We start from the raw sequence: 25,607 nt of genomic DNA, 5'->3' as shown, positions 1-25,607 counted from the left end.
GTTTGTGCCAAAAAAAACATAAGATTGGTTAATTCCCATTTTAAGCTATAACCAAAGTGGGCTCAAGTCAGATACTATGATATAACCGATAGTAAAAAGAGTTTCTACAATTAGTAGGATAGGTAGCAGCGATAGCAACGCCAGGCATCGCATACCGATTAACCAAATATGGCAGGAAGGAGGTGTAAAAAGTCATGAGAAAACAGAGAATACTGCGCAAAGTGCTTATCCCGATGATCGGGTTAAAGATGCTGTTGCAATCCGGAGCAGTCCAGGTTGAGCAGAAGCCGATGTTTGATGTGCAGGTCGAGAGCGTTACGATCAACTTGCCGAGCATCAGCATTCTGCCGATTACCGTGAACACGGTGCAAATAAAATCAGGAGACGTTGTAATTAACCAAAAGTAATTGAATGTACCCTAACTCATTATGAGGGCCGCTTTCGGGATGTAAGCGGCCTTTTTTTTAAAATAACCTCTATGTATCATCTAATCCCAAACAAACCTCTAGTTAATCGTATCCTTTTTAGTAATGTCACAATGACTTCTCAATCCTAGATCGGAAGAATTTCTCAGTCTCCTTATCTACAAAATACACATAGCATCCTTTCATGCCACGAGTCATTAGTACCTTATAGGTGTTCTTAATATAATCGATAAACCTTGCTTTATCTTTCTTTACCATCCCATCATGAGATTTCGAAGGATCGGCTAACCAAATTGATCTCTCTAAATTATATTTCATGTCTTCACCAACGATAACACCAACATAATCGAATTCAAAACCCTGCGCGGTATAAACGCACCCAACCTGTCCAATGCCTTTCGGATCATATGCCCATAACGATGCAGTTGGATATTCTTTGGATAACCTTCTAGCTGCCGGTTTAGCATTCCATGGCCTCTGAAAACTCCCAACTTTTACATCTGCTACCAGATTTCCTTGGCTATCTGGTTCTGACCATGGCCAACAAAATCCAGCGGTTAAGCGAGCGGAATAACCGGCTTCGGCTTTCTCCATGATAGCTGCTTCTAGACTTTCTGCTGATTCATAAATCCGGAAATCGAATGTTTCAGTATCCGCTTCGGACCAGATCACATTTGCTGTTCGCTGTATACCGAGTGTATTGTTGATCCAGTTAATAAAACCGTCGGAACCATTGCAACGGAACTGTGATTCGAGCTCATACTCTATAACATCCACATTTTTGGATGCAGCATACTGCTTCACATACGCGATGGACCCGACTTCACTTGGTCGTACAATCTGATTGTCATCGATAAACAACACTGACACCTTGCTTGCTCTAAGCAACTCATATAGTTGTGGTACACTTTTGCCTATACTTGGCTTGAACCGGTTAAAGCTAGACTCTCGTATCCGGTGCGCTTCATCACATATGAGGACATCAACGCTGTTAGGTTCAGCATCCACATAGTTGTTGAAGTACTTGAATACTTTCGCTGATTTTGTTCCAAATATGGCTCGTAGCGTTTCGGTGAATGCTTTGGAGCCAGTTGCATAATGTGCCTTGAAACCGGCTTTAGCAAGCTCTGTCATCAAGTGTAATGCGATCACAGACTTTCCTGTCCCGGGACCACCTTTCACAATCACAGCGGTCTTCTTTGCGGCTTGCTGAGCTTGTTCTACCAGTGATTTAACCTTGTCGTATACTATAAGCTGATCATCCAGTAACACATAGGGAGATTTTGATCTCAAGACCTCCCCAACTTCAACCATCAGCTTTTTTGACGGCTTGAAGCTTCCAACGGCAATCTTATCCAAAGTTGGGAGACCGTCACCGGCTGATAACTTATCTAGCAAATACTGCTCTAGTTTCTGAGTTTCATTTGTTGCAAAGACCGGGTTCTCTTTAAGTACTTCTTTAAATTTGGGGTCCAGTATCGCTTCCTTTTCCTGGTATGTATAGTTGTGCAAGTAAGCGCAGGCATACAATTGTACGGGTGTATTTTCATCGGTAAATGCTGAATGCACATCTGAGAGGTATTCCCGGTACTGCCCTACCTGAGCAGAAGGATGCAATACTTCCCTTAGTTCGCCACCTAACCAGGTCGTCACTTCGTTATCCCCAACTGCCGGTTCTGACTCGGACCATTGCTTAAGTTCGATGATCACGGCATTAGGAGTACCATGCTTGTCCTTGCCACAAATAAGGCAGTCTAAGCGCTTCGAAGTTAACGGTAGTTGATATTCCACCAGCACACCATGATCGTACAACCTGGCGTCATCAAACACCTTACTTATAGACTTTAGTGAGTTCTTCCAACTTAGTATTTCATTGGGTTGTGGTTTTTGGCGATAGTACTTGAAGAAATTCTCCTCAAGTTTTGACACAATACTGTTGTGTGCATTATCCCGAATAAACTCTAGCGAACTTCCTTGATACAAACGCATACCATTATTACTTCAAGAACAAAGGTTAGATGCTTTCCTGTTGCTGGTACTGCAGCACTCTTGACCGGAAGTATTCTTCCGTTTCTTTATCTGTAAAGTAGACGTAGCACCCCTTCATGCCCCTGGACATGAGCGTCCGGTATGTGTTTTTAACTATATCCGTTAGCCTGCTCATGGTCTCTTCTTTGTTTTCCTTCAGCAGCTTTTTATAGCCATGAACCGACTTATCCATCCGTGAACGTTTAGTAGGATCAACTATCACTTCACCATCTCTGCAAACCAGGTCATCACCAATAATTACACCGATGTAATCTACTTCGAGGCCTTGGCAAGTATGAATACATCCCACTTCACTAACCGTTTCCGGCTTTACGATCCATAGCATGCCATCATCTACCATGTTCCACTGCATGGCAAAGTCATGTTCCGGAATGACGATATCCATAGCATTGGGGTGTTTCTTGCTTGTCCAGTCCCAGCAGTAACCGGCAACAATACGGGCTTTGTTTGCCTCCTTGTTCTTCTTATAGATGATGTCTCTTAAGTCATTAGGGTTATCAAAAATTCTGAAGTCATACCCATCTTTATGATCTAAGACGGTGTTGGCAGTTTCCCGGATTTGGAGTACGTCATCTAGCCAGGCGAGGTAACCATCTGATCCACCACAACGGAACTGCGAGGTCAGTTCAAGCTTATGAACGGTAGCGTTATGGTAGGTGGCCCACCTCTCAATTTCTTCCTCACTACCGACATCTTTCAGCGTTACTTTCTGATTTTCATCCAAAAAGAAAACAGAGAACTTAGATGAGTAGATGATCTCTTTGATTTGGTTTTCACCCAAATTTTGAAACATACCAGACTTTTCATTCAACCGGTGTGCTTCATCCACAATGAGTGCATCAAACCTGTTAGAAGCTGACTCAGTAAAGGCCCCGGAGCCGGAAAAGAAGTTCGAGATTTCTGTCTTCTTTAGCGTACCGGTGAGTTTGGTTTCATATACCACTCTCGGTGCTGAGTTCCTGGTCACGTATTGCGTAAGGAGCCCTTTCTTTGTTAGCGCTACCAGCAAATTTATTGCTACTACCGACTTGCCTGTCCCGGGACCACCTTTAACGATGAGTACATTTTTCTTAGATGGAGCAGATGATTTGGCTAGGGCAAGTGCATTTTCATACACGATTTTCTGGGTGTCGATCATGACAAACTCTTGGTTTCCCTTGATCATCGACACCATGCTATCAGCTAGGTTTTTTGATGGCTTTATCTTGCCGTTCTCAATTCGAAGTATTAGATCCTTTTTATCCCCATGTTTGATAAAGCTGCTGATGAAGTCCCTTAGCTTTAGCTTATCCTCTTTGCAAAAGACAGGTGCTTTGGCGATATAATCAGAATAGAAAGCATTTGTGATAAGCCCATCATCGGTATAGTTGTGGAGATACGCACACGGTTTTAACTGAATGTTCTCTTCGTAAACAGTTTGGTTGAAGCCATTGAGCAACGCTGAATAAGACCATGCCTGATAACTTGGGTGTAGCTCCTCACTCATGCCATGTTTGAAACGGGTTCGAACCATGGCATCCTTCCCTGTTAGTTGCACCTCACTCCATTGCTTCAGCTCTATCAGAACGGCATGCTCTTCCCCGTTGACGCTTTGACCGGAAACTATAAAGTCAATACGATTGCTGGTCCTTGGTATATTATATTCAATGGCAACACCGGCATCACCTGGTATCATGTCGGTTCGGAGAACATTAGCCATGTACTGCAAAGAGTTTTGCCAGGATTTATACTCACTTTCGCCAACACGCTTGTTTAGCTTTCGCTGAACACTTTCATGAATGATATCTTCAATGATGAAGTCATCAATATCGGTAATAAACTCGCTCTTGGTTTTCTTGTAAACGATCATGGCCTGTGAGGGATATTAAGTTTGCTGTTAGTAAAGTTGGTGTTATTGTAGCTCGTTGTATTTTTTCGAATTACCTTTTGCCTTAGATACCGGGTACTTTAGGGCGTTCTTCTCAATCTTCTCTTTTATGATGTCAAGGATATCGATGTCGTGTTTTTCAGCTAGCAGTAAACAGTAGGACAGGATATCTGCCAGCTCATCCTTCAGTTGTTCCTTCTCCACATCTTCATTCCCTTTCCACAAGAATAGCTCTACTAACTCAGAGGCTTCGATAGAAATGGCTAGCGCTAAGTCCTTTGAATTATGAAATTGCTTCCAGTCCCGTTCATCTCTGAACTTCAGAAGTGCTGTCGTTATATCTCGGATCGCGCTCATAGTTATTTCTCCTGCTTGAATTGTTGCGCTACCACGTATTCTTTGTCGAATGGTAGCTGCAGTTCCTTTAAGAAAGCTGGTTCTGCAATAGCCCAGCTGACATAGTAGTAAGCAAGCAGATGATAGCCAGTGAAAGTTTTTCCAGGTATACTTGCTATAGAGTAGTCTGACTTTTCGGGGGAGATACCGTACATTCCCTTCATCGCGATATCATGTGCAATGGTCTTTACCTTTTCCTTTGAAAGCTTCCCAAAGTACTTTAGGGCATCTACCATGTACATGACCACGGCCATGTTTAAGTCCTTGTTCTGATGCTCCTTTAAGAAGGTCTGCATTTGCTCCTCCTCGTATGGATCAGCTTCATCAGTCCCCAATGCGTCTTGCTCCATTTCGGCTATCAGATCTTCGGGGCTTTTCCCTTTACGGAAGGAATTTTCCTGCACTAATGCAAAAAAGTCACCTAAGTCAAGGTCGTCTGCCCAATGCTGAACCAGTTCGTACTCCTCAGCTGCGTCCCGATCATAGCGGTACTCCTCAAACTCTTCTATAAACTCCTCTGCCTGCTTTGTCTCTTTAGCAGTAGCGTTGAATACTGTTGTATAATCCACCCCATAAAGATCCTTCAGGTGAAGTGCATTCACTAGGTTGTATACTTTTGAAGCCGACAGTACTAATCTCGGGGCAAGGGAAGCTATGCGTTTGTCAGTAGTGGCGTTAACCCCCTCCTGCACGATGCGCATGAGCGAAAGGAACTGGTAAGGGCGTAGCTCCTTATAGGTGCTGTACAGGTAGTCCTCAATGAAGAGATCTATCGGCGTATTGTAGACCTGTAGGTTAAGTCCGTTGAAGATAGAGGAGAGGAACTGCATCACCGAGTCCTCTGGTATTCCTTCCTTCCGTAGCCGTTTCACATCCTTATCCATAGCCTTATTGAAGGCTGTACTGTGTGAGGGACCAGAGGTAAAAAGTTGGTTCTTCTGCTCCTTTCTGGCTTGTGCTACGAGGTCCAAGTGTACCAACTCGTGCATGATCAGGTGCTGCACGGCAGAGTAGGAGGGCTTATAGCGTATAATGTGTCTGTCTCTGTTGTAGTTCTCCGCGAACTCTATCTTTGCGGCGGTGGCGATGCTGTCATCCTCTACCACCTCAATGGTTGTGCCGACACTTTGCTGCAGTTCGGCTGTGTATTTTGCCACAATTCTGTCACCTTTACCGTGTGCCACTAATCGGCCAGCTAAGTCAATAGCACACTCTACGCTCTGGCTGTAAAGTTGACTACCCTTGCTTTTTTTGATAGCACCGACAGCATAATCGAATGCACTGAGTAGACTACCTTGACTTTCTTCTGCCATGGCCAGGGCAAAGTACGTATTAGGGTACTCGGGGGCGAGATCCTTTGCACTCAGCAGGTAATCTATCCCCTCCTTAACCCGGCCCGACTGCACCAAGATCGCTCCGATATTATTAAGCGTTATGTTGTCTTCAGGATTCACCTTAGCAGCCTGAGCGTAATAGGTTAAAGCTGTGTCAATGTCCTTTTTGTGCCGGGCGAAGATGTTGCCCATCATGAGCAGCGCGTATCCGTTCTTCGGATCCCAACGAAGTGCGTCTATAAGAGAGTTTATCGCTTCATCCTGATCACCTTCCTCTGATTGGATCTGACCCAAGATGCGGTGGTATTCAGATATATGAGGGGCTTTCTCTAACAAGGGGAGGAGCCTTTGCTTGGCCTCGTTGTACCTGCCTTTCTCAGCAAGTGCTACAACTGTCTGATATTCCTTATGCTGTTCGTCTATAAGATCGGAATCCAAGGTAACCTCGATAGTATCGCCTTTTACTATCACCGATGGCACAAAAGGACCTATTGTATAGTATCTGGACATCTCCTCCTTAAGTGTCCCTTTACTATTTTCTGCAGCTTTGGCTTTTGGAAACAGCTCGAAGAGGAAATCATCAATTTGGTGTGTTATCGTCATGTAAAATATTAGTCGCTTTCACTGAGAGATATAGATTATTAGCTGCACAGCAGCCTTATTTACAAAAAAGGTAAATATACTCCAACATTACAACTGATGTATGGCCTAACACTTCAAATAAGTGAGAATGAAGAGCTGGTTCAGTTGCTGCCAAGAGAAGTAGAGTTTGGCACGATTTTTTATTGTTGTTTTCATATATAGTAGAAAACTGATGCAAATGCGCAAAGCAACTTTCCAGCACGCCAAACTAGAGAACGGTGACGAAATCTCCATACGCAAGGCTGTCAGCGGCGGCAAGGGGTACTTCTGTATTGGCTGCGGCTCGCCCATGATGGCCTGTATCGGCCTTGTGCAGACCCCTCACTTCCGCCACCAGGCCGACGTGGGCGCCGCCAAGGAGTGCGTGTGGTCTGACGAGACCCACCGGCACAAGGTAGCCAAAGACATACTGCAAATCACCAGGACCATCAAAGTGCCGCCTATTACGATTCCTCTTCCAGCTGAGTACGGCGAGGACGAGGAAGCGGAAATACGCGGGGCAAGGACTGTGCAGGCGCACAGGGTCCTGATAGAGCGGTACGTTTACCTGGACGAGACAGGCAACGTCCGCTTGACCAAGGATGAGTCAACAGGTGAAAAGTTCATCTCGGTTAAGCCGGATGCATTGTTCCTCGACGCCCAGGGCAAGATCATCCTGCTAATAGAGATATGCGCCACGCACAAGGTGGACGCAGAGAAACTGGCGAAGCTGATGACCATCGGGATCGATGCGGTGGAGGTAAAAATCCCGCCAGTACCGGAGAAGGAAGACATTGAGAAAATACTAGAGAGCCACACCAACACGCAATGGCTGTACAATTATGAAAGAGCACACACAACCTTTGACCCCAGTAACCACCTCCCTAAGCGAAAAAGTCCTGGAACTGCTCTCGGACGAGGACGCGTTCCTGCAGGGGAGGATTACCAATGCAGAGCGTACCGAATTAAGAATGTTATACGACAGCTTGAGACATACATGGGCTCTGGCGAATTTGGAAGAAGAAAAGGCGAAGCTGAAGAAGCAATCGGACAAGTTAGAGGAGCTGAAGTCGAGGCTGGAGAGAGATTTCTCCGAATGGACGCTAAAGCTCGAGCAGCAGCTGAGGAAAAAATACGGCAAAGAGACCGACTGGACGAAGAAGCTAGAAGAGAGTACAGAAAACTGGAGCAACGATATCAAAACGCGTCGAGAAAGCTTGAAGAAGAGGAAAGAGACGTTGGAGGAAGTCAGGGAGAACTATCCACAACATTTAGAGAAGAAGTTGGACGAGCTAGAGAAAAGCTATCAAGAAAGGAGTCTGAGCTTAATGCAAGGATCGGAGCAGAGGAAGACAGCATTGCAAAGAGAGTTGAAGCAACTCGTATCCGAGTTAAAGAGCTTAGAGGAGAGATTGACTCAATTGGAGACGAAGAGGAACGCCTTGGCAGAGAGGAGAAAGAGTATAGAGCAGCTGAATACTACGTTATCTGCCAAATTGAGTCAGAGGGACAGATTGATAGCTGGATGCGGGAAGAAATCTTTAGAGTTAGTGGAGAGGCAAACAGAGTTAGAGACGATCTGCGAAGAATTAGAGAGGTTAGAGAAAAGTTAGATTGATCTTTAAACATGGGTGATTCAATTAGGTAAATTTACTGAAGAAGAGTATCCTGATGCTCCTACTAAAATGAGTAGTTCAATTACTCCAGTTTGAATGCTGCTGTAGCCCTATCATAGTAAAAAATACCTTTGCCATAGCTTCAAAAACCTGTTTTTACATAACTTTGCAAGTTTAACTTAAATTTATTGTCAATAGTTAACTACAAATAATTTTTGATAAATTGGCTTTGAAAATGTAGCTGTATTCGCTATATGTGGTATGTCAAGCAAATTTATACCAACAATGAGTACTGCAGTGTAGGACTAGACATAACAGGACTATAGTTGTTACAAATTAATCTGTATGGGATAAAACTTGCATAGCTGTTTCACCCTACTTAAATGAAGTAAAGTCTTTCCCACAATTAAGCATGATTATACTGTCTAGATTGCAGGCCTATACATTAATTAAGTTTATATATTCTATATAACTAAACTTTATAATCCTTACAAGATCTTAGTTTCCTATCAGCAAAATCCAGTATACAAACACCCATATAAGTAAACAGAGGTTCAAAAGACTAATGCAGCATATCAAATGGGTTTAATTGATTCTATGTCAATGCCAAATTGTTTTTTAAAATTCTCTTTAATTGTCGGAGTAAATGTTTTAGCTCTTTCACCTGCTAGCCACTTATAGTCAAACTTGAATTCTCCTTCTTCTGTAACCCATTTCAAAACCAAATCATAAAGTATGTTGTGGGCATAGAAATTATTGAATGACTTTAACAGTTTGTCTTTTGGCTTACCATTGATAATTGTTGCTTTAATTTCGCCACTATCATCATCCATGAAAATTGCATGGTGCTTTAAATACAAAGTGTTAGCAGTATCGAATTCACCCCCTAAATTTGATAGATGATAACCGGCCCAGCACAAGATGTTGGGATGTTCCAATTTGTCTTCTTGAAATCTAAGATATTTTGAAAAAAGAAGACGGATAGGTAAATTTATAAGAGTATAATCTGCCTGATCTTCTTCCTTTAATATCTCCTTTACTATATCTTGCTCCCTCCATTTTAAAACTTCTGATATGCTCTCATAGGAACAAGCACATCCAATACTTGTTGCCAATTCTTTTGATAACAATACATACTCTTCTTTGGAATATTGACTAATTCTGTCTCTGTAATATTCAGCCTTTTTAGAAACCTCTTTACAAATAAGTGTGAATCTAATTCCAGGATCATTTTTAGTGATAAAATTTTCAAAATCATAGATATCTAGTGGGAAGCCATTATTTGGGTTTATTGCCATATCACATATCAAGAGGAACAAACCTACAATTGGATCTAGTAAATTTTCTGGTCTTGAGTAACCTGTGATTTTTATATAAAGATCAAAAGCTTCAGTATATATACCATAAAACATTCCACGGTTAACAAAGTCAGAATAAGTGAGGTCTCTGTTTAATGTTCCTGTAAGATATTGAGCTTGATTGAAAATTGCTTGACCCTCATAAATTGCTTTTATTCCGACTTGAGTTAATTGCAAAGGTGAATCCACATAGAAACCAACTACTTTTTCTTCTCCTAACCGTTGGAATTCCTTTGACCAAGAATTTGTAGGAGGCAAAAAATTGTAATCTTTGTCAATAGAATCAGATAGAGTGTGTACTGTAGCGACCCAAAAGATATGATAGCAATGTCCTATGTTTAGAAAGAACCTTCTATCTTCATTTAATTTTAGTATATTCTGATTAGAGAGGGCGAAAAGTTTAGCATATTCAATATCATAATAGTTGTTTATTACGACATTTAAATTCGCTAGATCAGCTATACCATTTTTCTCAAAATATTCTTTGTCGAATTTTAGTAGTGATTTAAATAAGATATTATCCTTTACAACTTCTCGAATCTCGTTAAGGCTGTAGTGTATAAACGCTGGATAGCTTAAACTAAATAGAAATCCAAAATTCGAGCCCATATGTTGCCACCAATGGATATTCTCATGCAAGACTGTGGATTTTGCTTGTAACTGTTCAGGTAAAAAGTCACTAAATTGAGCGTCTCTAATATCCTTTCTTAGTCTTAAAGCGAACTGCATTGTACTGTATGAACCTTTAATAGAGGTCCCATCTAGAGAGTAATTGTTTAGTTGCTCTTCCTGTGCAAACAATAGGTTTTTCTGTAGCATCATTCTTTGACTAATGTATTGACAATAAAGACTTGGGCGTAAGGCCAAGTAAAGTGTATTAAACCAAACTATATATTTTGCTTAACCTTTATTTATTTTAAACCTTAAGTAGAACACCTATAACTGGCATTGAAAAGTTGGGTGATCAAATATACATAAATGCTAATATAAAAGATCAAACGAAATTAACTGAGGTGCTGGCAATGTTATCCAGAATTTGGAAGGTGATGTGAGTTTAGCAGTAAGCAATCACGCTGCTTCTTTAATATGTATTGTCCGCTCCTTGCTACAACAGTAAATAGGGTTAATTACTGTATCAAATAAAGTGTTGTTAACTTAAGAAGTCTTTCTGTATTTGCAAGGGAGACAACTTAACTTAATTGTTGTATTACGTTAAGTTGTAGCTTTTATTGATACAGTCACTATATTTGCAGCGGACAATATAAGTTTCACCCTTACATAAACTAGAAGATTAAAGCTGCCCTCTATACCCGTGTCTCTACTGCGAGGCAGAACACCGACCGTCAGGTCACGGAACTAAATGACTATGCCAGGCGCAATGGCTTTGACGTGGTCTATACCGTCTGCGAGACCGTCTCAGGAACACACAACAAATATGAGCGCCCAGGCATGGGAGAAATCTTTGAGCTTGCCAAAAGAAAGGAGATCACAGAAGTCATTTGCCTGGAGCTATCCAGGTTAGGCAGGGATAATATGGACGTACGCCAGATCATCCTAGAGCTGGCCGATTTGGGCGTATGCACGCATGTGGTAAACCGCAACCTGCGCTCGCTTGATAAGCACCGCAGGAAGGATTCGGTTACCATGATGGTGCTTGGGATACTGGCAGACCTGGCACAGATGGAGCGGGAGTCACTGGTGGAGCGGATCGTGTCAGGCCAGCAGGAAGCCAAGCGCCAGGGTAAGCATATAGCTAGACCCAAAGGGACTGTTAAAAGCACAGCCAAGCTACTAGAGGAAAACAAGAAAGTAGCAGAGTATTTAAAAGAAGGTAGATGTTCGGTACGGGAGATTGCTAAGCTGTGCGGAGTATCTCCGAACACAGTGATGAAAGTGAAGCGTACGCTGGGAGAGCTGGTCTGAAAGCTGACTCATTACTCCAATATTCTGCGAACCTGTAGCTAAGGAAACTATAACAGATATTGCACATCAAATTTCCAGTTCAACAGCTGGAAGATATAACTCTGTAGGGTGCTTAAATCAAAACATATTTGAGTAGACAAGCCCCACCCAGTCTGACCAAAAGCGTTTCCATTTCTCCATGCTACCCCCGCCCTTTATAAACAAGGTCTCTAAATACAGGTATCCGAATTTTTTTGGGATTTTTCTGAAAATACACTTATCCTTATAAAGGTTAAGAACGTTTTTCCGCTTGACGATGTGGCGGACTTTAAGTACAAAGTCAATAGAATTCCAACAGTTGAACCTTGCATAAATGTTTCATAGAAGCACTTTAGCCGCTATAATGCCAAACCGATGTTAGCAGCAGGTTTTCATTTTGCAAGTCTCTACAAGTAGGACTAACCTAGTCAATACCCAATCCTTTGTGCAATTCATGCATTTGTTTACCTAACTCAGTTTTCTCTAAAGCTGTTTTCCGTTTGTCTTCTGGCAAACACTGAACACAAGTTGGATATTGAACGCCTTTGTAATATGCTTTACATTTTGGACATAGTTCCATATTGTATAGATCGAAGGTAGATGCGCATTTTTTACAAGCAGTTATTGTATCTTCAAAGGAAAGATATTTAATGTTATCGTTTAGATAAAGTAAAAATGCCTTCTTCTCAATCGCTTCAGCATCTTGATTCTTTGTCCGTTGTCTTTGTAGCCAATACCTTATACTTGATAGGTTATGCTTATTTTTCCATCCATCATTTGAAACAAAGCACTTGTCCAGAACTTCAATTGCTTCTTCATTTTTATAAAAAGTTGAAATAAGCTCATCCAAGGATTTAGTAATTGTTTCATCAAATTCGTGCCGGCATTCTGTGCAGAAATACTGCGGGACTTTTCTTATTCGTTTGTTAGGCTTTCTACTCTGACAATTTGGACACAATGGGGCGGGGAAATAATCATAATTTTTTAGTATGTAATTACGTAATTCAGACTTATCAATTTCGGGATTGGAGTCTATGTAATCTTTAGCGTATATCTTTGTTACTTCTGTTAGATGTTCGGAGAATTTTTTGGGGTGAGAAAGATGCTGTAACGTTAATGTTTCGTTACTACTACATATTTCACATTTACATTTAATGAATTCACACCTTCTTTCTTTCCAGTCCTTTGTATGCCAAGAACGTTGTCCTTCTTTGAAGTCCTTCCAATACTGAGCTTTCGCTAGTTCCAAACTAATTTCGCCACTAGCCAATTTTTCCCTCAGCTCTATGAGTTCCTTATATGTCAACATTTTAATTCTTAGCTTATTCGTTAATACGCGTATTATCGGTTAAACTAGGTGCGGGTGTGCTAAAAGTGTTTTAATGCTTTTTAGCTGGTGCTGTAGTGTCACTTTTACTCTAGAATCGTCCAGGTTGTACAGTTTAAAAGACCACCCAGTAGCCCGATTTCATTAAAATTAATGGTTTCAATAACCCGATCTGGATAAATCTCTTTAAATAGGTTAACTGCTTCATCGTCCCGGTTTCCGCTAACCTCAAAGACAGGGAGCACGATCAAGTCCATTACTTCCAAGAAGTTAATGTAGCAACCAATAGCATTGTCCTTAAACTTTCTGTTATAAAACTCAAAAAAGGGTACGTCAATGTATTCTATTCCATGTTCTTTAAGAATCTTGGTAATTCCGTTCTTCCAGTACTTGTATTCCTGTTCCCTGTTATTCCCAAGAACTTTGCTACGGTCAACAAACCGAACAAGTCCGTCTGCATGACCTGTCATATCAGACCTAATCTGAGGTATGACAATTACTTCAACCTTTAGCAGGTTTTCAATTTCTGTGATCAGTTTTGTCTTACTTGTGTATTTGGGGTTTTCGTCAAAGACCCGGTCAGTGATTATTGCTCTGTCCGACCAATTAACAACATTACCACCGTCAAGATTTATTTTCGAAAATTCAGGCTCAAGATTATTTGCTTCACAAACTACCCCTGGATCTGATTGAAGTTCCAAGTCATCCGTTAAATAGGAAGGTTTATAGCGAAATTGAACAAACTTTCCTTTTTCAGTCTGAACCGGCATGTAATCCCTGCACCAAATGTCTTTTGTAGCTTTTAGTAAACCATGCCTGATTCCTTGCTTGTCAAGCAGTTTGGTAAGCGCATTGCAGGTGTTTGTAAAACGCTCGTCAGAATAGAGTTTTTTTGAAAAATAAACCCTATTGGTTTCTTTACCCAAAATCATGTGAACAAGATTGATTTGAAATAATCTTTCATGGCTGGGGCAAAAAACCTTCGCCAATCCTCTTCTGAAATCAGGTTGCTTTTGGCATTATTACAAAATGGACATGATAGAACAGAGTTCTCGTAGGTATAGTCTTTACTAGGGTCTAGCTTTTCAATTTCTAGTGTTCCCTTGGACCTTTTTGTTTTTTTGTTGAGAGTTAGATTACCATTTCGTCGTTTTACAATTTTATGCAGAACAGATTGAGTTGTTCCACAATAGTTACAAGAATCGTTCTGCCTGTCGTACCATTCTAAAAGCTTTTCAGGATCCTCAAAAAGAGCTTTTCTATGTTCATTAAAGTATTTTGAATATAGCTTATTGAATCTCTTAAACTTGGTTCTTAATTGATTTAACTGGTCTGAATTAATATTGAGTTCGTCTTGATAAAACCTCGCAAGTGATCCATATATTTTACAAGCCTGACCTTGAGGCCAATTTTTATATTGGTCTATTTTAGAGTATTCATGAATCCGTCTAGTATAACATAGCTCATAATATTTTTCGCTCAGGCTCATTCTTTTTACTTTAAATGTACTACAACGCTTTCGGATGAAAGGCGGCAAGATCGTCGGTCATAGCTGACGTTTACACAATGTTGTGTGCAGTTCTTCTTTTACCAATATTGTTCCAATCAAGCTTAAATGAATTTTTATCAATTAGCCAATCTTCAAGGGCTTTTCTCATGTATGCTGGTTCTATAATTAAATATGAAAGCCCGATTGAATTATTATTTAGCAATTGATTTTTGATGTTTTCCAGTTGAGCGCCAGTCGCTGAATCTTTCTTGGTCAGATGATTCCTAATCCTTTGTCTTGAGATGTTCTTTCCAGCATGTCCGATATACTTTGGATTATAATCCACCGCATCTTTACTAGTCCAGATACAGTAGACGATAGAGTTTCCCGATATTTTACCAAGCAGATCCTTATTATATTTATCGAATGTGGTGCAGTCAAAATTAGTGTAAGTAATCGGCAACACATTTGACTTATCAAAAAGTGCTTCCTCCGCTTGTTCGAAAATGGCTTCAATGGATTTGTAGTCAAAATATATTTTTTGCATTACCTTTTAATCTTTGAATTACACACAACGTCTCTGCTATGGTGCGTTTTCAATGCACTATAGGTTTTGTTGTGCAGCGTTTTGTTAGTTGATTCTTTCAAATTCAGCAAAAGTGCTAAACCATTCTTCTTTGATACTCCTGGTATTGTAGTGACTTTCTAAAAGGCTTATATCTCGGTTGAATATACCGCACATCCTTTTCCAATTTTCTTTTTCTGCTTTCCAGTACTCTTTGTCGCTTTTCAAAACTGCCTGTAATAAGTCACCATCATATAGGTCACCGTCAGCCAGTATATTTTCATCTAATTTATCGAGTGCTAAAGGAATTAGATACTTAAGCCCAATATTCTGCCCAATCATGATTCTTAGGTCTTCCGTCTCAAAGTCCCTGAGTGCCTTTTTTCTAAGTCTATGGCAGGTTGTTACTAAATGGTTGTTGTACTCTGGTTCACCCCAAACATCTTTTTCTAAACTTTCTAATGTCTTTGAGAGCCAATTATTCTTAAGCTTGGTTTTGCTCACTTTGTTTGATTTTCTATTATTCAAATGACGCACAACTACCTTATAAACGTGAACATACGCTTATCTGCACTATGTACGTAACTGCTGCCGACTGTTTTTGAGCAGGTAAGTTGTTTGAGTCCGGTATTTACAGCTGCCTGGTGCATGGGCGTGTTTTCGTTACCCAATATACTGTCTTTCCAGAGATTGTCAAGCTATCAGCCGCACATAAACCAGGCAGTGGCGCGGCCTTGTGCTATCGACCTGCCGGTGCGGTAGCAGGCGCTTTACAGCAACCACGGCGCACGCCGTCCAGCAGGCGGGTCTGACAACGCGGCACCTAAAAACATCTGGCCCTGCAGTGCGTTGGATGGATAACCAAAGCAGTACCGTTTCTTAAAACCCTCTAGAACATGTGCGGAAGATACACCGTTTTACCCAAGACAAAAGGACGCTCAAAAGCAGCTAAGCTGCTGGAACAGCACCTGCAGGAGGCCCGCTATAACGCCGCCCCCAGCCAGGCACTGCCTGTGGTGACCAATGACCATCCAGACACGCTGCAGTTCTTCTCGTGGGGCCTGCAGCCCTTCTGGGCCAAGGATGCCAGGGCGGTTAAGCGCTCGATCAACGCACGGGCTGAAACACTCACCGAAAAAACCTCCTTCCGCAGACTGCTTGAGTCTAAACGGTGCCTGGTGGCAGCCGACGGCTTCTTTGAGTGGAAGGTCACCGACCATGGAAAAGTACCTTACCGCATTCTGCTTAAAAACGAAGAGCTGTTCTCGTTCGCAGGCCTGTGGGATGAGTGGACTGACAAGGAAACGGGCGAGGTGCTCCACACCTTTACCATCATCACCACCGAAGCCAACGAAGTGGTGAAGCCGATCCATGACCGCATGCCGGCGATGCTCTCTCCGGAGGCAGAGGAGCTGTGGCTGGACGAGTATGAATCACAGCAGGAGCTGCTCTCGCTGCTGCATCCCTACAAGGCAGCCGATATGAAAGCCTATGCTGTGTCGCCGCTAGTCAACTCCCCGCTGAACAACGTGCCTGAAGTACTGAACTCCCTGTAGCACCCTTAATGGCAGTCAGAACAGCTGCTTTCTTCCACAGCAGGTAAAACATTACCCTATAGTGCTTCGTTTGGTTTACTGTACCTGTTGCCTTGCTGAATGAAGAAGCTGTTTACCCGTTCTGCCCGCTGCCTTACTATTTTTGTCTTAACGCTGCTAGTCTACAGCTGCGAGGACAGTGAAGTTACGCCCGATAAACCGCTCACGCTAGAGGAAGAGCAGCTGCTTCTGGGCAACCCCAGCCAAGCCAGTGACACGGATGAGAACAACTACCTGATTTCACGTTCCCAGTATGCGCTCTCCTACAGCAGGGACCGCGGCACCCCCAACTGGGTCAGCTGGCATGTAGATCGAAAGTGGCTGGGGCAGGCAGACCGGCAGGATGACTTCCGGGCAGATAACTCACTACCGCAGGGCTGGTACCGCGTAGGCCCATCGAACTATACTGGCAGCGGCTTTGACCGTGGGCACAACACCCCATCGGCAGACCGCACCAGCAGCGCGCAAGACAACTCAGCTACTTTCCTGATGACCAACATGATCCCGCAGGCACCCAACCACAACCGCGTGCTGTGGGCTAACCTGGAGGAATACACTCGTGATTTAGTACAGGACGGCAAGGAAGTGTATGTGATCATGGGCAGCTATGGTGCAGGTGGTACTGGCAGTAACGGGGCTATGCAGACCATTGACCAGGGCAGGGTGACCGTGCCAAACCGCATCTGGAAGGTGCTGCTGGTCCTGGAAGCAGGCGGGAACGATCTGGAGCGTATCACTTCCACTACACGCGTGATTGCCGTCAACACGCCCAACAGCAACAGTGTCAGCGCTGACTGGGGATCGTACCGCACCAGCGTGGATGCCATCGAACAGGCGACAGGCTATGACCTGCTTTCTAATATACTAACAAACCTTCAGCAGGTGCTGGAAGCCAGGGTAGACACAGGGCCTACAAAGTAAGTCTAATTACAGGAAGGCATATTGCTCATTCTCCTGCGCACCATGAGCTTTAACATCTGAAGCTGTGTCTTGTATTAAATCATCGCTGCTATAACTAAAACAGCAAAGCTAAGCAGTTAACTAGTAAAAAAGCAGGTTCCGCAAAATAGACCCACCCGGTCAGCCAAAAGCGTTTCCATTTGCCTCATGCACCCCCATCTCCGAATCAAGAGGCCCTGAAGGGGAGATGTAAAATTTTTTTCGGGATTTTTCCAGAATATCTCTGGCTTTTGCACTACATAGAATATATATCTTTAGCGTCGGTCTCTTTTGCTACTGTTGCACTTTCAGCACTATCGGCACTTTTTGAAACCAAGAGTGCAAGAAGTGCAGGTAATGCAGTTGTCCTCAGCGCATTATTTATAAGTTAACCGAATCACACAGAGCGATGCAATTCAGCCGCTAAATCCGTAACTACCGGAGTTCTGTTAAAAATAGGAATGGGCGATTATAGGTCCAGCAATTGGCCGGGTGAAAGCTCTAAGGCTCTTGCCATCGCAAGCAGTGTCATGATAGAGAAGTTGTGGTTGCCGTACTCAATGCGCTGCACCTGCGACTCAGACAGACCGGCCTCAAAAGCAAGGTTCGCCTGCGTCAGGCCACGCTCCACGCGGAGGCGCTTCAGGTGCCGCCCGAATGTTTTAAGGAAGTCTTTTTTGCTGGTACTTTCCACACAGCAAAAACACAAATAAAAAATTTAACGTAGACAGCACGCATACTGTGTTGTGCTTCTATATAGTATTCTACCGCACGCCCTTCTAGCAGGACTGCAGTACTTATTGATGCATGCTCTACTCTGCAGGTTGCTTGATTATGCTTACTTTTTTTGTGTCACTTTAAATAAAGAACGAATGGATTCAAAGATCGAAGAGCTGCGAAAGCTCGCTGCTGAAAAAGGCGGCAGGTGCCTGTCCTCATCCTATCACGGCATAAGGGGGAAGCTTCGGTGGAAATGCGCCAAAGGCCATGAATGGGAGGCCACCCCAGAAACTGTTAAACTGGGTTATTGGTGCGCACCCTGCAATGGAGTGGTCAGGACTACAATTCAGGACCTGCATGCGCACGCTGAAAAAATGGGAGGCAGGTGCCTCTCCCTAGACTACACAAACCCGAAGGCGCGCTACCACTGGCAATGCAGCGATGGCCACACATGGTGGGCCAGTTGGAGCAGCATCAGGTATAGCGGAACCTGGTGCCCGGAGTGCGGCAGGCGCCAAGCGTGGATCAAGAGGGGGAAGTACACAATCGAAACCTTACAGCACTTTGCCCATAACAAAGGGGGAAAGTGCTTGTCAGAGGAGTACATGGGGTTTGATAAGCATCACAAGTGGGAATGCGCAAGCGGACACAAATGGGAGGCAAATTGCAACAACATTTTCTCAAACAAGACTTGGTGCCCCCTCTGCGCCAGCGGTACCGGAGAGCGTATCTGCCGCACCTTCTTTGAACAGCTGCTTAAAAGCGAGTTTCCTAAAGTTAGGCCCAAGTGGCTGCGTTCAGACAGGGGGTATCCAATGGAGCTGGACGGCTACAGCAAAGAGCTGGGCATCGCTTTTGAGCACCAGGGCACGCAGCACTTTGTCGACAGGAAGCACTTTAAAGATGATTTCTTTGGTACTGGCAAGCCATCTAAATTCAAGGCTATACAGAAGAGGGATGCCCTGAAGGCTCAGCTTTGTGAGCAGAGGGGAATTCTTCTGATCCAGGTGCCTTCTGTGCTGGAGGTGTTAGGGGTAGAGAACCTAAAAGATTTTATCAGGACAGAGCTGCTCAGAAACCACTACCCGTTGCCGACAGGTTTCGATGATACAGAAGTCAACCCTGACATGGCCTATAACTTCGATAAGCTTGCGGAGCTGAAGGACTTGGCTGTGTCAAGAGATGGATTGCTTCTCTCGACAGAGTATTTCGACACAAAGAGGCGCTACCTGTGGCAATGTAAGGCCGGGCACCAGTGGTGGGCAAAGGCAGACAATGTTAAGCAGGGAAAGTGGTGCAGAACCTGCGCCGGCCTTGACAGGAAGACCATCGGTGAGATGCAAAGGATTGCGTCCAAGAGGGGAGGCGTTTGCCTGTCGGAGGCCTACGGAGGAAGCCAGTCTCCCCTGCTCTGGCGATGCAAGGAGGGGCATGAATGGTCGGCTATACCTAACAACGTGCTGCGAGGAAGCTGGTGCCCCAAATGCCGTGACAAAAAGACCGGGGAGAAGAAACGCCGGTATCAGCTGGAGGACCTGGTAAAGTTTGCCCAGTCCAAAGGCGGGGAGAGCCTATCCAAAAGATATACTATCACCCACGCAAAGTACCCTTGGAAGTGTACAAAAGGGCACTGTTTTGAGATGACGTTCGACAAGGTCATGCAGGGGTACTGGTGCCCGTACTGCGCGGGAAATGCCAAAAAGACCCTGTCTGACCTTCAAAATGCTGCGCAGGCAAGAGGAGGCAGGTGCCTGTCTCCTGCATATAGGAACATCAAGACAAAGTATGAGTGGGAATGCAAATACCGGCATACGTGGAAGGCAACGGCAGAAAGCGTGTTGAGGGGCACTTGGTGCCCATATTGTGCCTCCTCCGCAAGAAGCTAATTGTAGTGCTATCACTAAAAAACAGGTCTACAACAAGAAGAGGGGCACCTTCTAGGGCGCCCCTCTAAACTTTATGCACCCACTAAAAACAATTTAAGTTTTTTGTATCCAGCCGTTTCGCAGTTATGATGCCTGTTCCGTCTAAGTAAACTAGGAGAGCCAGTTAGTTGCATAGCCTGTGCTACGCTTATTTCCAGCTGCACGAGATAGTCAGCCAAATCCAGACCCTGCACCCTTTCCTCTTCCGTGGCAATACGCTCCAACAGGTCTGATACCTGGAAGTGGGTAACCCACGACAGTTCCTTTGCCTTCATATTCCACATCTCGTATGCCTGCAGATCAGGGAAAAGCGTGACATCCTTTCCCCTTAAAACCTGCAGCTTCTCCTGCTTCAGTCCCGTCTTGCCGCCGACAGCCAACCACACGTACTGCGGCAGGTATGCACTTGCGATGACAGCGGTCTTCTCGCTTTCCACCAGTGCTACGGGCTTACCGGGGTTCTCCTTGAGCAGGTGTTCTCCGAATAGGCACTGCCGCAGGTTATAGTCGCGGAGCTTCAAGCAGGTGTGTGCCCATGAGATCCTGTCCTTGATGCGTCTGCCTGTTAAGGGGTTATAGTGCATGACCTTGCCGCCTCTAACGTGGCCGCTGACGTCAACCTGCCAGAATACTGTAGCCCCGTCCCATTTGGCTGCTGTTCCGATTCTGTACTTCGTCACAAGGTCCTGTGTCGTTTTGGCTCCAAACTGCAGCTCTAGGTACTGCCTCAGGTGATTAGGTGCATGCGACTGCACGCTCCTCCACATCATTTCCTCCTCCATAAACGACGGCGGTCTCGGAGGCTCAGTCCTGCATACAGCAGTTAGGGCCTTAGGCTCGGGTGACATGCCGTGGTCGTCAAAGAACTCGCTGGGCCTGTAGTGGTAGCCACAGCTGTCGAGCCTGTCGCACTTTCCTACCGTTTCGTGCAGGTGCAGGCCTGTAGTGGTGTCTATGTAGCGGGTGAACCTCTGGGGTTTTCCGCATGAAGGGCAGGCATAGCGGCTGCTCCTGCCCCTGTATCTCTCCAGTGTATACCGATAAGTACTCATCTTCCTTGAATAAAGTAAGGTTGCACAACCTGCATTTCCGGCACTTTCCGCACTTCGGCCCAAAACCGAAAGTGCAGGAAATGCCGAAAGTGCAGCAGTTGTTTTTAGAATAGTCTTCGGTATTGGCCGTGGCTTTCTCTGCGGAACAGGCCCTGGTCGTTCAGTAAATGTTTTATCGTTCTTTCCGGCATTCCCTGCGGTTTCCCAATTCTGAGAGCCTCACTAGTGGAGAAGCACTGGGGGAGAGCGTCATACAGCGTTCGCTTGTTAGCCGGCAGTTTTGCCAGTGGCAGTGGCTCAGACGCCTGCTGCCTTACTTTAAGTGCATTCTCCTTAAAGTACTCCGCCAGCCTGATGGCGCCCTTCACTGCCTCCACGCCCACGGCGTCCCTGTCACCCTCCGGCGCAGCGTACCTAAGCATTTGCAGGATAAGGGCAAAGCGCGCGGCGTAGGTCTCCAGCTTGCTGTAGACGCTGGTTAGTAGGTCGTCCTGCGTGGCATTGCAAATGTCAGTTATACTGTTCTGCCAGTCAAACAGCGCCTTTCTTGCCTCGGGTGTAAAGCGAAGCACCCTTGGTTCCGGGCATCCGTGGCTGTCAAGCAGCAGCTCACGCTCCAGCAGGTTAGACATGATGCGCTGCCACTCCTTGCTGACCCAATCGGGCAGGTCTGTGTCGCTCCAGGCCTGCTTCTGCAGGTCATCCGGCGCCACGAACAGCATTCTGTCCATGAAGCCGTTCTGGCTGCGGGAGCCCTTTGCCAGCTCGTGCAGCACGGCAGGCTGTATGGAACCTATGACCGACACGAAAGGCATGGTGACCAGCGTAGGATCCCCCGAGACCCTGTCTTTGTTCACGTCCGTTCCGCTCCAGGCGCTGAGCCAGAACTCCATCTCGCTGCCCTGATTGTATCGGGTGAAGTTCTTGAACCAGCTGGCCAGCTCATCGGCGTGGACGCCTAGGCCGCGCTGGTTTAGGTGCAGCACCTCTATCAGCGCCTCAATGGTGAAATCTCCCATGATGGTCTTGGGCAGCACCGGCACCGCCGGCTCTTCAGTGCCGAGCAGCGCACGCTCCTTCTTCGGAATAGAGGCGACTCGCTTGTACTCCTCCATCTGCTCCCTGTAGGAGGCGTAGGAAGCCCTGTCCTTGAGCCGGATAGGCTTTAGCGCGAATTTGATAGGCTGGGTTTTGTTCGTGCCAGGCCGTCCCACAATAGCAAGGTAGACGACAGCGCTCTCCACAAAATCCTCCTTTACATGCACCCTGTGGGTATTTCCGATGGCAACAGACGCGGCAAATAAGATGGCTGCGGCGATAAAATCCCTTGGATACCCAAGGCTCTCATGCAGTTCCAGAATGATTTCCTGAATTCTTACAGGGAATACCTCCAGCGGGAACGGGTTGCTGTTTGTACGCTTATCCACGGCGCAACCCCTTTCTTGCTTCCGCCTGAATCTCAGCCGTGGTCTTTATGCGACCTTTTTTTACCCACTCTATCAGCTCACTGGGAAAGAAATACAAGCCGCCTGACGGTTTGTAATGTGGGATTAGTCCCTGCCTCACCTTGGCATACAGCGTGGGCAATTTCATGTTCAGGAGCTCAGCGGCTTTTTCCGGGGAGATTGGTCTCTCCGGCGCGACGACTGCCCCAAAATGCTCCTGAATATTCGTCTCTAGTCGTTCCACCATGTGGAAGAGAGCAGAGACGGCATTTGGCAACTGCTCAAATGACAATTGTGGGTAACTGGTATTTAAAATCATGTTGCAAATAAATCGGGTAAGAAGATGGTAAATTGGTAAGATCCCCATCTTACCAATCTTACCAATTTTTACCCTTTATCTGCTACATCATACTTGTACGAAGGAGGTGCCTGCGAAAACTTAGTGAATGTCGTATTCCACTCTGTGTCTTTAAAAAGGGAAGGGAATACAGCATATAGAAAATCTATGAAATATCCCCTTTTAGGCCTTGTTCCGTAAAGATCCTTGTGTATCAGGTAGAAAGTGTACCGGATGTGAGACTGCGTTTTGCCTACTGCATAAATGGGCTCCACATTCTTTGGGACTTCTTCAAACTCTATCAAGTCATTGGTATACCTAAGCAGTCTTTCGTAGTCTACAGTTCTTAAGCCTTTCTGGCGCTTTGTATTTTGGGAATTGAGATGCTCTAAGTACTTTCTTGCGCGGTTTATATAATCACTTAGATCTGGCAGTGCAGGCGGTGATAAGGGATTTTCCGAATACTTGCCGTTTCTACTCGTACGAAGTGGTGTACCAGGCCGAGTGATGCTGCTTAATATGTTGTTTAAGTAAGCTATGCAGGCTTCTAGGTCCTGCTGGGAGGCTATGCTGGCATTAAATTCATTCCTGCTATTCAAGTTGGCCCTCTCATTCTTTATAATTTGAAGCTTCCCAAGGCACTTGTTTAACTCATCCTCTATAATGTAGGGCACTATAGTCGGGTTGTTGGCCTCAAGTGAAAGCCTGCTGTCGATATAAGCTTTATAGCTCTCCAGACTGTAATCATACGCGATAAAGTCGACGGTAGCATCTTTATCGTCACCTCTGTCTGTCTTGAACACTTTTATCGCCTGCATGCCTTCGAACGGAGAGGCCTCTAAACCTAGGCCGACTGCATTCCGCCTCTTGAGGTTGAGAAACGCTTCTAGATCCGCCTCAGGAAGGGAAAGAGCATACTCATCTATGGCCTCTCGCTCCTCATCGTAGACGGCGAACCGCTCGAACAGCTCTGATACCGATAATGTGCTGTAATCATTCATTCAATTTCTTTTTCTTGAAAGCTGTAAGCATGCCGCTGTGCCTCCTCTTCACGTCATCCTCGAAGCTGTCCAAGTAACTCTCGGTCGTCTTGAGGTCCTTGTGGCCGAGGGCCTCAGATATCTCTGCCATGCTGACACCGGCGCGCTTTAGTACCGTAGAGAAGGAGTGCCTTGCTGTGTAAGTTGTCACGTCTTTCTCAATGCCTACTGCCTTAGCTATACGGTCAATGTACTTGTTTATGTTTTTGGTCGCCTGCTTGATTTTCTGCCTTTCCTGCTCAGGGGTTAGCCCTTCTGATAGTAGGGGAAAAACGTATGACGCTTGGGTTTTGGGTTTGTTGCCCCATCGGTCTATGATCTCCTCCAACTCTGGGGTGAGCATGGCCACGACAGGCTTAAGGTTTTGCCTGGAGGTGCGCTGCGTCTTGGCCCTGATGAATACAATCTTGTCCACATCGATATTGCTGTACCTAAGGTGGGCGATGTCTTTTACATTGATGCCATTGCATAGGTAAGTGAACATCCACAACTCTTTAAACTTGGACTCGCTATCAGTCGTCGGCTTGTAGTTGTAAATTTTCTCAATGTCGTCTAACGAGAGCGCCTTCTTGACATTTTGCCCGGCCGGTATCACGTACTTGCGCTTCCCAAACGGATATAACTCCTGCTTTAAATCTCCTGTGGCAATCGCCTCGTTAAAGACTGCGCGCAAGGGACGAAGGTATATACCCACCGTTGTGAGGGATTTCCCGTTGGCAAGCATCCATGCCTCATATCCCTTTAAGAAGTCAGGGGTTACGGCAGAGAAGGGCAATGCCTTCTTACCGGCAAAGGCTCTGATGGAATTGGCGGCGCATCTGTAGCTGTCTGCGGTGCCAAGCCTGCTTTCCATTTCCAGCTGCCCCACCATCCTGTCAAAGGCGGCGAAGACGTCCTCGCCTGCGGATGTGTTGTAGAGTTGCTTCTCGAATGCCTCGAAGGAAAAATGCTGCAAGGTCTTGACAATGTCGGCCGCTAGCCCCTCGAACGCCTGTAGGTCGGTTTGGATGTCCTTATACATGCCCCTTGGCTTAAGCATCTGTGCCTTTTGAAACTCCTCCTCCGTGAAGGAGTAGTTGGCTGGGAGGGAGTATTCCTCTGTGATTGAGCAGGGGACTGGATAATATTTTTGCTGCCGCTGATAGGTGACCCTGAGCTTGACTGGATAGGTCCCGTCTTTCAGGGGGCGCCTCTTGTCCAATATGATAGATGTGATCGCTTTTTTCATGTGTATGTAAATCCGTTTATTGTACATACAATTTGCATACATTTTTAATTAAAATCAATTACGATGCACTAATTTATTAACATGAATCCTTTCATATAGTCCATATATATAATATTTAGCAATATTTATTAATATTTACAATATTAAACGCTTGACTCATAATCAGGTGGTCCCTGGTTCGAGCCCAGGTGGGCCCACAAAAAGAAAAGCCACTTACGAGAAGATCGTGAGTGGCTTTTTTGTTTCCAATTTTCCTTCGACTGCTGAGGCCTCTTCATACACTAACTATTGATCACTTCTTTAATACATTTTAAACTATAACTTTAATCTCATCTAAA

22 protein-coding genes and 1 pseudogene are annotated in these 25,607 nt (G+C 44.9%); 6 read left to right on the top strand and 17 right to left on the bottom strand.

All coding sequences use genetic code 11. The features are described 5' to 3' along the window. The first annotated feature begins 194 nt into the window (after window positions 1-194). The gene (locus tag H8S84_RS06215; RefSeq protein ID WP_187066375.1) at window positions 195-407 is read left to right on the top strand and encodes a hypothetical protein; all 213 of its coding nucleotides are present in this window, start codon (window positions 195-197) and stop codon (window positions 405-407) included. A 126-nt stretch (window positions 408-533) separates the two neighbouring features. Here the strand turns inward: H8S84_RS06215 and H8S84_RS06210 are convergent, their stop codons facing one another. The 4 genes from H8S84_RS06210 to H8S84_RS06195 are packed head-to-tail and all read right to left on the bottom strand — an operon-like array spanning window position 534 to window position 6,674. After that, on the bottom strand, window positions 534-2,414 hold the full coding sequence (locus tag H8S84_RS06210; RefSeq protein ID WP_187066374.1) for a DUF2075 domain-containing protein: 1,881 nt from the start codon (window positions 2,412-2,414) through the stop codon (window positions 534-536). 25 nt (window positions 2,415-2,439) lie between these two features. Next, on the bottom strand, window positions 2,440-4,323 hold the full coding sequence (locus H8S84_RS06205; RefSeq protein ID WP_187066373.1) for a DUF2075 domain-containing protein: 1,884 nt from the start codon (window positions 4,321-4,323) through the stop codon (window positions 2,440-2,442). A gap of 42 nt (window positions 4,324-4,365) precedes the next feature. Further along, window positions 4,366-4,698: a nucleotide pyrophosphohydrolase gene (locus H8S84_RS06200; RefSeq protein WP_187066372.1), complete on the bottom strand. Its 333-nt coding sequence runs from the start codon at window positions 4,696-4,698 to the stop codon at window positions 4,366-4,368. 2 nt (window positions 4,699-4,700) lie between these two features. Continuing rightward, the gene (locus H8S84_RS06195) at window positions 4,701-6,674 is read right to left on the bottom strand and encodes a tetratricopeptide repeat protein (RefSeq protein ID WP_187066371.1); all 1,974 of its coding nucleotides are present in this window, start codon (window positions 6,672-6,674) and stop codon (window positions 4,701-4,703) included. A 166-nt stretch (window positions 6,675-6,840) separates the two neighbouring features. On the opposite strand from H8S84_RS06195, the gene H8S84_RS06190 reads away from it, so the two are divergent. Further along, window positions 6,841-8,310: a competence protein CoiA family protein gene (locus H8S84_RS06190; RefSeq protein ID WP_187066370.1), complete on the top strand. Its 1,470-nt coding sequence runs from the start codon at window positions 6,841-6,843 to the stop codon at window positions 8,308-8,310. 573 nt (window positions 8,311-8,883) lie between these two features. Here the strand turns inward: H8S84_RS06190 and H8S84_RS06185 are convergent. Beyond that, window positions 8,884-10,488 carry a hypothetical protein gene (locus H8S84_RS06185; RefSeq protein WP_187066369.1) on the bottom strand — a complete coding sequence of 535 codons (1,605 nt, stop codon included), beginning with the start codon at window positions 10,486-10,488 and terminating at the stop codon, window positions 8,884-8,886. 468 nt (window positions 10,489-10,956) lie between these two features. Here H8S84_RS06185 and H8S84_RS06180 point away from each other — a divergent pair, with 468 nt between their 5' ends. Continuing rightward, on the top strand, window positions 10,957-11,589 hold the full coding sequence (locus tag H8S84_RS06180) for a recombinase family protein (protein ID WP_187066703.1): 633 nt from the start codon (window positions 10,957-10,959) through the stop codon (window positions 11,587-11,589). 442 nt (window positions 11,590-12,031) lie between these two features. Here H8S84_RS06180 and H8S84_RS06175 read toward each other — a convergent pair whose 3' ends face one another. From H8S84_RS06175 to H8S84_RS06155, 5 genes are all read right to left on the bottom strand, one after another. Further along, window positions 12,032-12,916 carry a hypothetical protein gene (locus tag H8S84_RS06175; protein WP_187066368.1) on the bottom strand — a complete coding sequence of 295 codons (885 nt, stop codon included), beginning with the start codon at window positions 12,914-12,916 and terminating at the stop codon, window positions 12,032-12,034. A gap of 104 nt (window positions 12,917-13,020) precedes the next feature. Beyond that, window positions 13,021-13,860 carry an agmatine deiminase family protein gene (locus H8S84_RS06170; protein ID WP_187066367.1) on the bottom strand — a complete coding sequence of 280 codons (840 nt, stop codon included), beginning with the start codon at window positions 13,858-13,860 and terminating at the stop codon, window positions 13,021-13,023. A 2-nt stretch (window positions 13,861-13,862) separates the two neighbouring features. Then, a complete protein-coding gene (locus H8S84_RS06165) occupies window positions 13,863-14,423 on the bottom strand; it encodes a hypothetical protein (protein ID WP_187066366.1) in 561 nt (186 codons plus the stop codon). A gap of 70 nt (window positions 14,424-14,493) precedes the next feature. Beyond that, complete coding sequence (locus H8S84_RS06160) at window positions 14,494-14,970, bottom strand: GIY-YIG nuclease family protein (RefSeq protein ID WP_187066365.1); 477 nt, start codon at window positions 14,968-14,970, stop codon at window positions 14,494-14,496. Window positions 14,971-15,054: 84 nt separating this feature from the next. Beyond that, window positions 15,055-15,516: a contact-dependent growth inhibition system immunity protein gene (locus H8S84_RS06155; protein ID WP_222621579.1), complete on the bottom strand. Its 462-nt coding sequence runs from the start codon at window positions 15,514-15,516 to the stop codon at window positions 15,055-15,057. A gap of 368 nt (window positions 15,517-15,884) precedes the next feature. Here H8S84_RS06155 and H8S84_RS06150 point away from each other — a divergent pair, with 368 nt between their 5' ends. Together H8S84_RS06150 and H8S84_RS06145 are read left to right on the top strand one after the other, a co-directional pair. After that, window positions 15,885-16,544, top strand: a complete 660-nt coding sequence (locus H8S84_RS06150) for an SOS response-associated peptidase (RefSeq protein ID WP_187066363.1) — start codon at window positions 15,885-15,887, stop codon at window positions 16,542-16,544. Window positions 16,545-16,643: 99 nt separating this feature from the next. Beyond that, a complete protein-coding gene (locus H8S84_RS06145; RefSeq protein ID WP_187066362.1) occupies window positions 16,644-17,504 on the top strand; it encodes a DNA/RNA non-specific endonuclease in 861 nt (286 codons plus the stop codon). Between the two features lie 487 nt (window positions 17,505-17,991). Here the strand turns inward: H8S84_RS06145 and H8S84_RS06140 are convergent, their stop codons facing one another. After that, on the bottom strand, window positions 17,992-18,216 hold the full coding sequence (locus H8S84_RS06140; RefSeq protein ID WP_317175428.1) for a helix-turn-helix domain-containing protein: 225 nt from the start codon (window positions 18,214-18,216) through the stop codon (window positions 17,992-17,994). A 178-nt stretch (window positions 18,217-18,394) separates the two neighbouring features. On the opposite strand from H8S84_RS06140, the gene H8S84_RS06135 reads away from it, so the two are divergent. Then, window positions 18,395-20,128 carry a zinc-ribbon domain-containing protein gene (locus H8S84_RS06135; protein ID WP_187066360.1) on the top strand — a complete coding sequence of 578 codons (1,734 nt, stop codon included), beginning with the start codon at window positions 18,395-18,397 and terminating at the stop codon, window positions 20,126-20,128. Between the two features lie 71 nt (window positions 20,129-20,199). Here the strand turns inward: H8S84_RS06135 and H8S84_RS06130 are convergent, their stop codons facing one another. The 6 genes and pseudogenes from H8S84_RS06130 to H8S84_RS06110 form a co-directional block, all read right to left on the bottom strand. Then, a complete protein-coding gene (locus tag H8S84_RS06130) occupies window positions 20,200-20,949 on the bottom strand; it encodes a DUF6371 domain-containing protein (protein ID WP_187066359.1) in 750 nt (249 codons plus the stop codon). Between the two features lie 81 nt (window positions 20,950-21,030). Further along, window positions 21,031-21,219: pseudogene (locus tag H8S84_RS20360) on the bottom strand (PG0870-related protein); the annotation flags it as partial. Between the two features lie 104 nt (window positions 21,220-21,323). Then, window positions 21,324-22,646: a YfjI family protein gene (locus H8S84_RS06125; RefSeq protein WP_187066358.1), complete on the bottom strand. Its 1,323-nt coding sequence runs from the start codon at window positions 22,644-22,646 to the stop codon at window positions 21,324-21,326. Beyond that, window positions 22,639-22,983 (bottom strand): helix-turn-helix domain-containing protein, encoded by a 345-nt coding sequence (locus H8S84_RS06120; RefSeq protein ID WP_187066357.1) that lies wholly within the window; start codon window positions 22,981-22,983, stop codon window positions 22,639-22,641. The genes H8S84_RS06125 and H8S84_RS06120 overlap by 8 nt, the downstream gene beginning before the upstream one ends. A gap of 68 nt (window positions 22,984-23,051) precedes the next feature. After that, window positions 23,052-24,002: a hypothetical protein gene (locus H8S84_RS06115; RefSeq protein WP_187066356.1), complete on the bottom strand. Its 951-nt coding sequence runs from the start codon at window positions 24,000-24,002 to the stop codon at window positions 23,052-23,054. Next, window positions 23,995-25,269 carry a site-specific integrase gene (locus H8S84_RS06110; RefSeq protein ID WP_187066355.1) on the bottom strand — a complete coding sequence of 425 codons (1,275 nt, stop codon included), beginning with the start codon at window positions 25,267-25,269 and terminating at the stop codon, window positions 23,995-23,997. The genes H8S84_RS06115 and H8S84_RS06110 overlap by 8 nt, the downstream gene beginning before the upstream one ends. Window positions 25,270-25,607 lie beyond the last annotated feature (338 nt).

The organism is Pontibacter cellulosilyticus, assembly GCF_014306105.1.
GTDB classification, from domain to species: Bacteria; Bacteroidota; Bacteroidia; order Cytophagales; family Hymenobacteraceae; genus Pontibacter; species Pontibacter cellulosilyticus.
The sequence above is the reverse complement of the archived record's forward strand: the minus strand, read 5'-3'. Positions and strand labels throughout refer to the sequence as shown.

Coding starts and splice junctions, on each gene's coding strand:
- H8S84_RS06215 (WP_187066375.1), top strand. CDS start 195: ATGAGAAAACAGAGAATACTGCGCAAAGTGCTTATCCCGATGATCGGG.
- H8S84_RS06210 (WP_187066374.1), bottom strand. CDS start 2,414: ATGCGTTTGTATCAAGGAAGTTCGCTAGAGTTTATTCGGGATAATGCA.
- H8S84_RS06205 (WP_187066373.1), bottom strand. CDS start 4,323: ATGATCGTTTACAAGAAAACCAAGAGCGAGTTTATTACCGATATTGAT.
- H8S84_RS06200 (WP_187066372.1), bottom strand. CDS start 4,698: ATGAGCGCGATCCGAGATATAACGACAGCACTTCTGAAGTTCAGAGAT.
- H8S84_RS06195 (WP_187066371.1), bottom strand. CDS start 6,674: ATGACGATAACACACCAAATTGATGATTTCCTCTTCGAGCTGTTTCCA.
- H8S84_RS06185 (WP_187066369.1), bottom strand. CDS start 10,488: ATGATGCTACAGAAAAACCTATTGTTTGCACAGGAAGAGCAACTAAAC.
- H8S84_RS06175 (WP_187066368.1), bottom strand. CDS start 12,916: ATGTTGACATATAAGGAACTCATAGAGCTGAGGGAAAAATTGGCTAGT.
- H8S84_RS06165 (WP_187066366.1), bottom strand. CDS start 14,423: ATGAGCCTGAGCGAAAAATATTATGAGCTATGTTATACTAGACGGATT.
- H8S84_RS06160 (WP_187066365.1), bottom strand. CDS start 14,970: ATGCAAAAAATATATTTTGACTACAAATCCATTGAAGCCATTTTCGAA.
- H8S84_RS06150 (WP_187066363.1), top strand. CDS start 15,885: ATGTGCGGAAGATACACCGTTTTACCCAAGACAAAAGGACGCTCAAAA.
- H8S84_RS06145 (WP_187066362.1), top strand. CDS start 16,644: ATGAAGAAGCTGTTTACCCGTTCTGCCCGCTGCCTTACTATTTTTGTC.
- H8S84_RS06135 (WP_187066360.1), top strand. CDS start 18,395: ATGGATTCAAAGATCGAAGAGCTGCGAAAGCTCGCTGCTGAAAAAGGC.
- H8S84_RS06130 (WP_187066359.1), bottom strand. CDS start 20,949: ATGGAGGAGGAAATGATGTGGAGGAGCGTGCAGTCGCATGCACCTAAT.
- H8S84_RS06120 (WP_187066357.1), bottom strand. CDS start 22,983: ATGATTTTAAATACCAGTTACCCACAATTGTCATTTGAGCAGTTGCCA.
- H8S84_RS06115 (WP_187066356.1), bottom strand. CDS start 24,002: ATGAATGATTACAGCACATTATCGGTATCAGAGCTGTTCGAGCGGTTC.
- H8S84_RS06110 (WP_187066355.1), bottom strand. CDS start 25,269: ATGAAAAAAGCGATCACATCTATCATATTGGACAAGAGGCGCCCCCTG.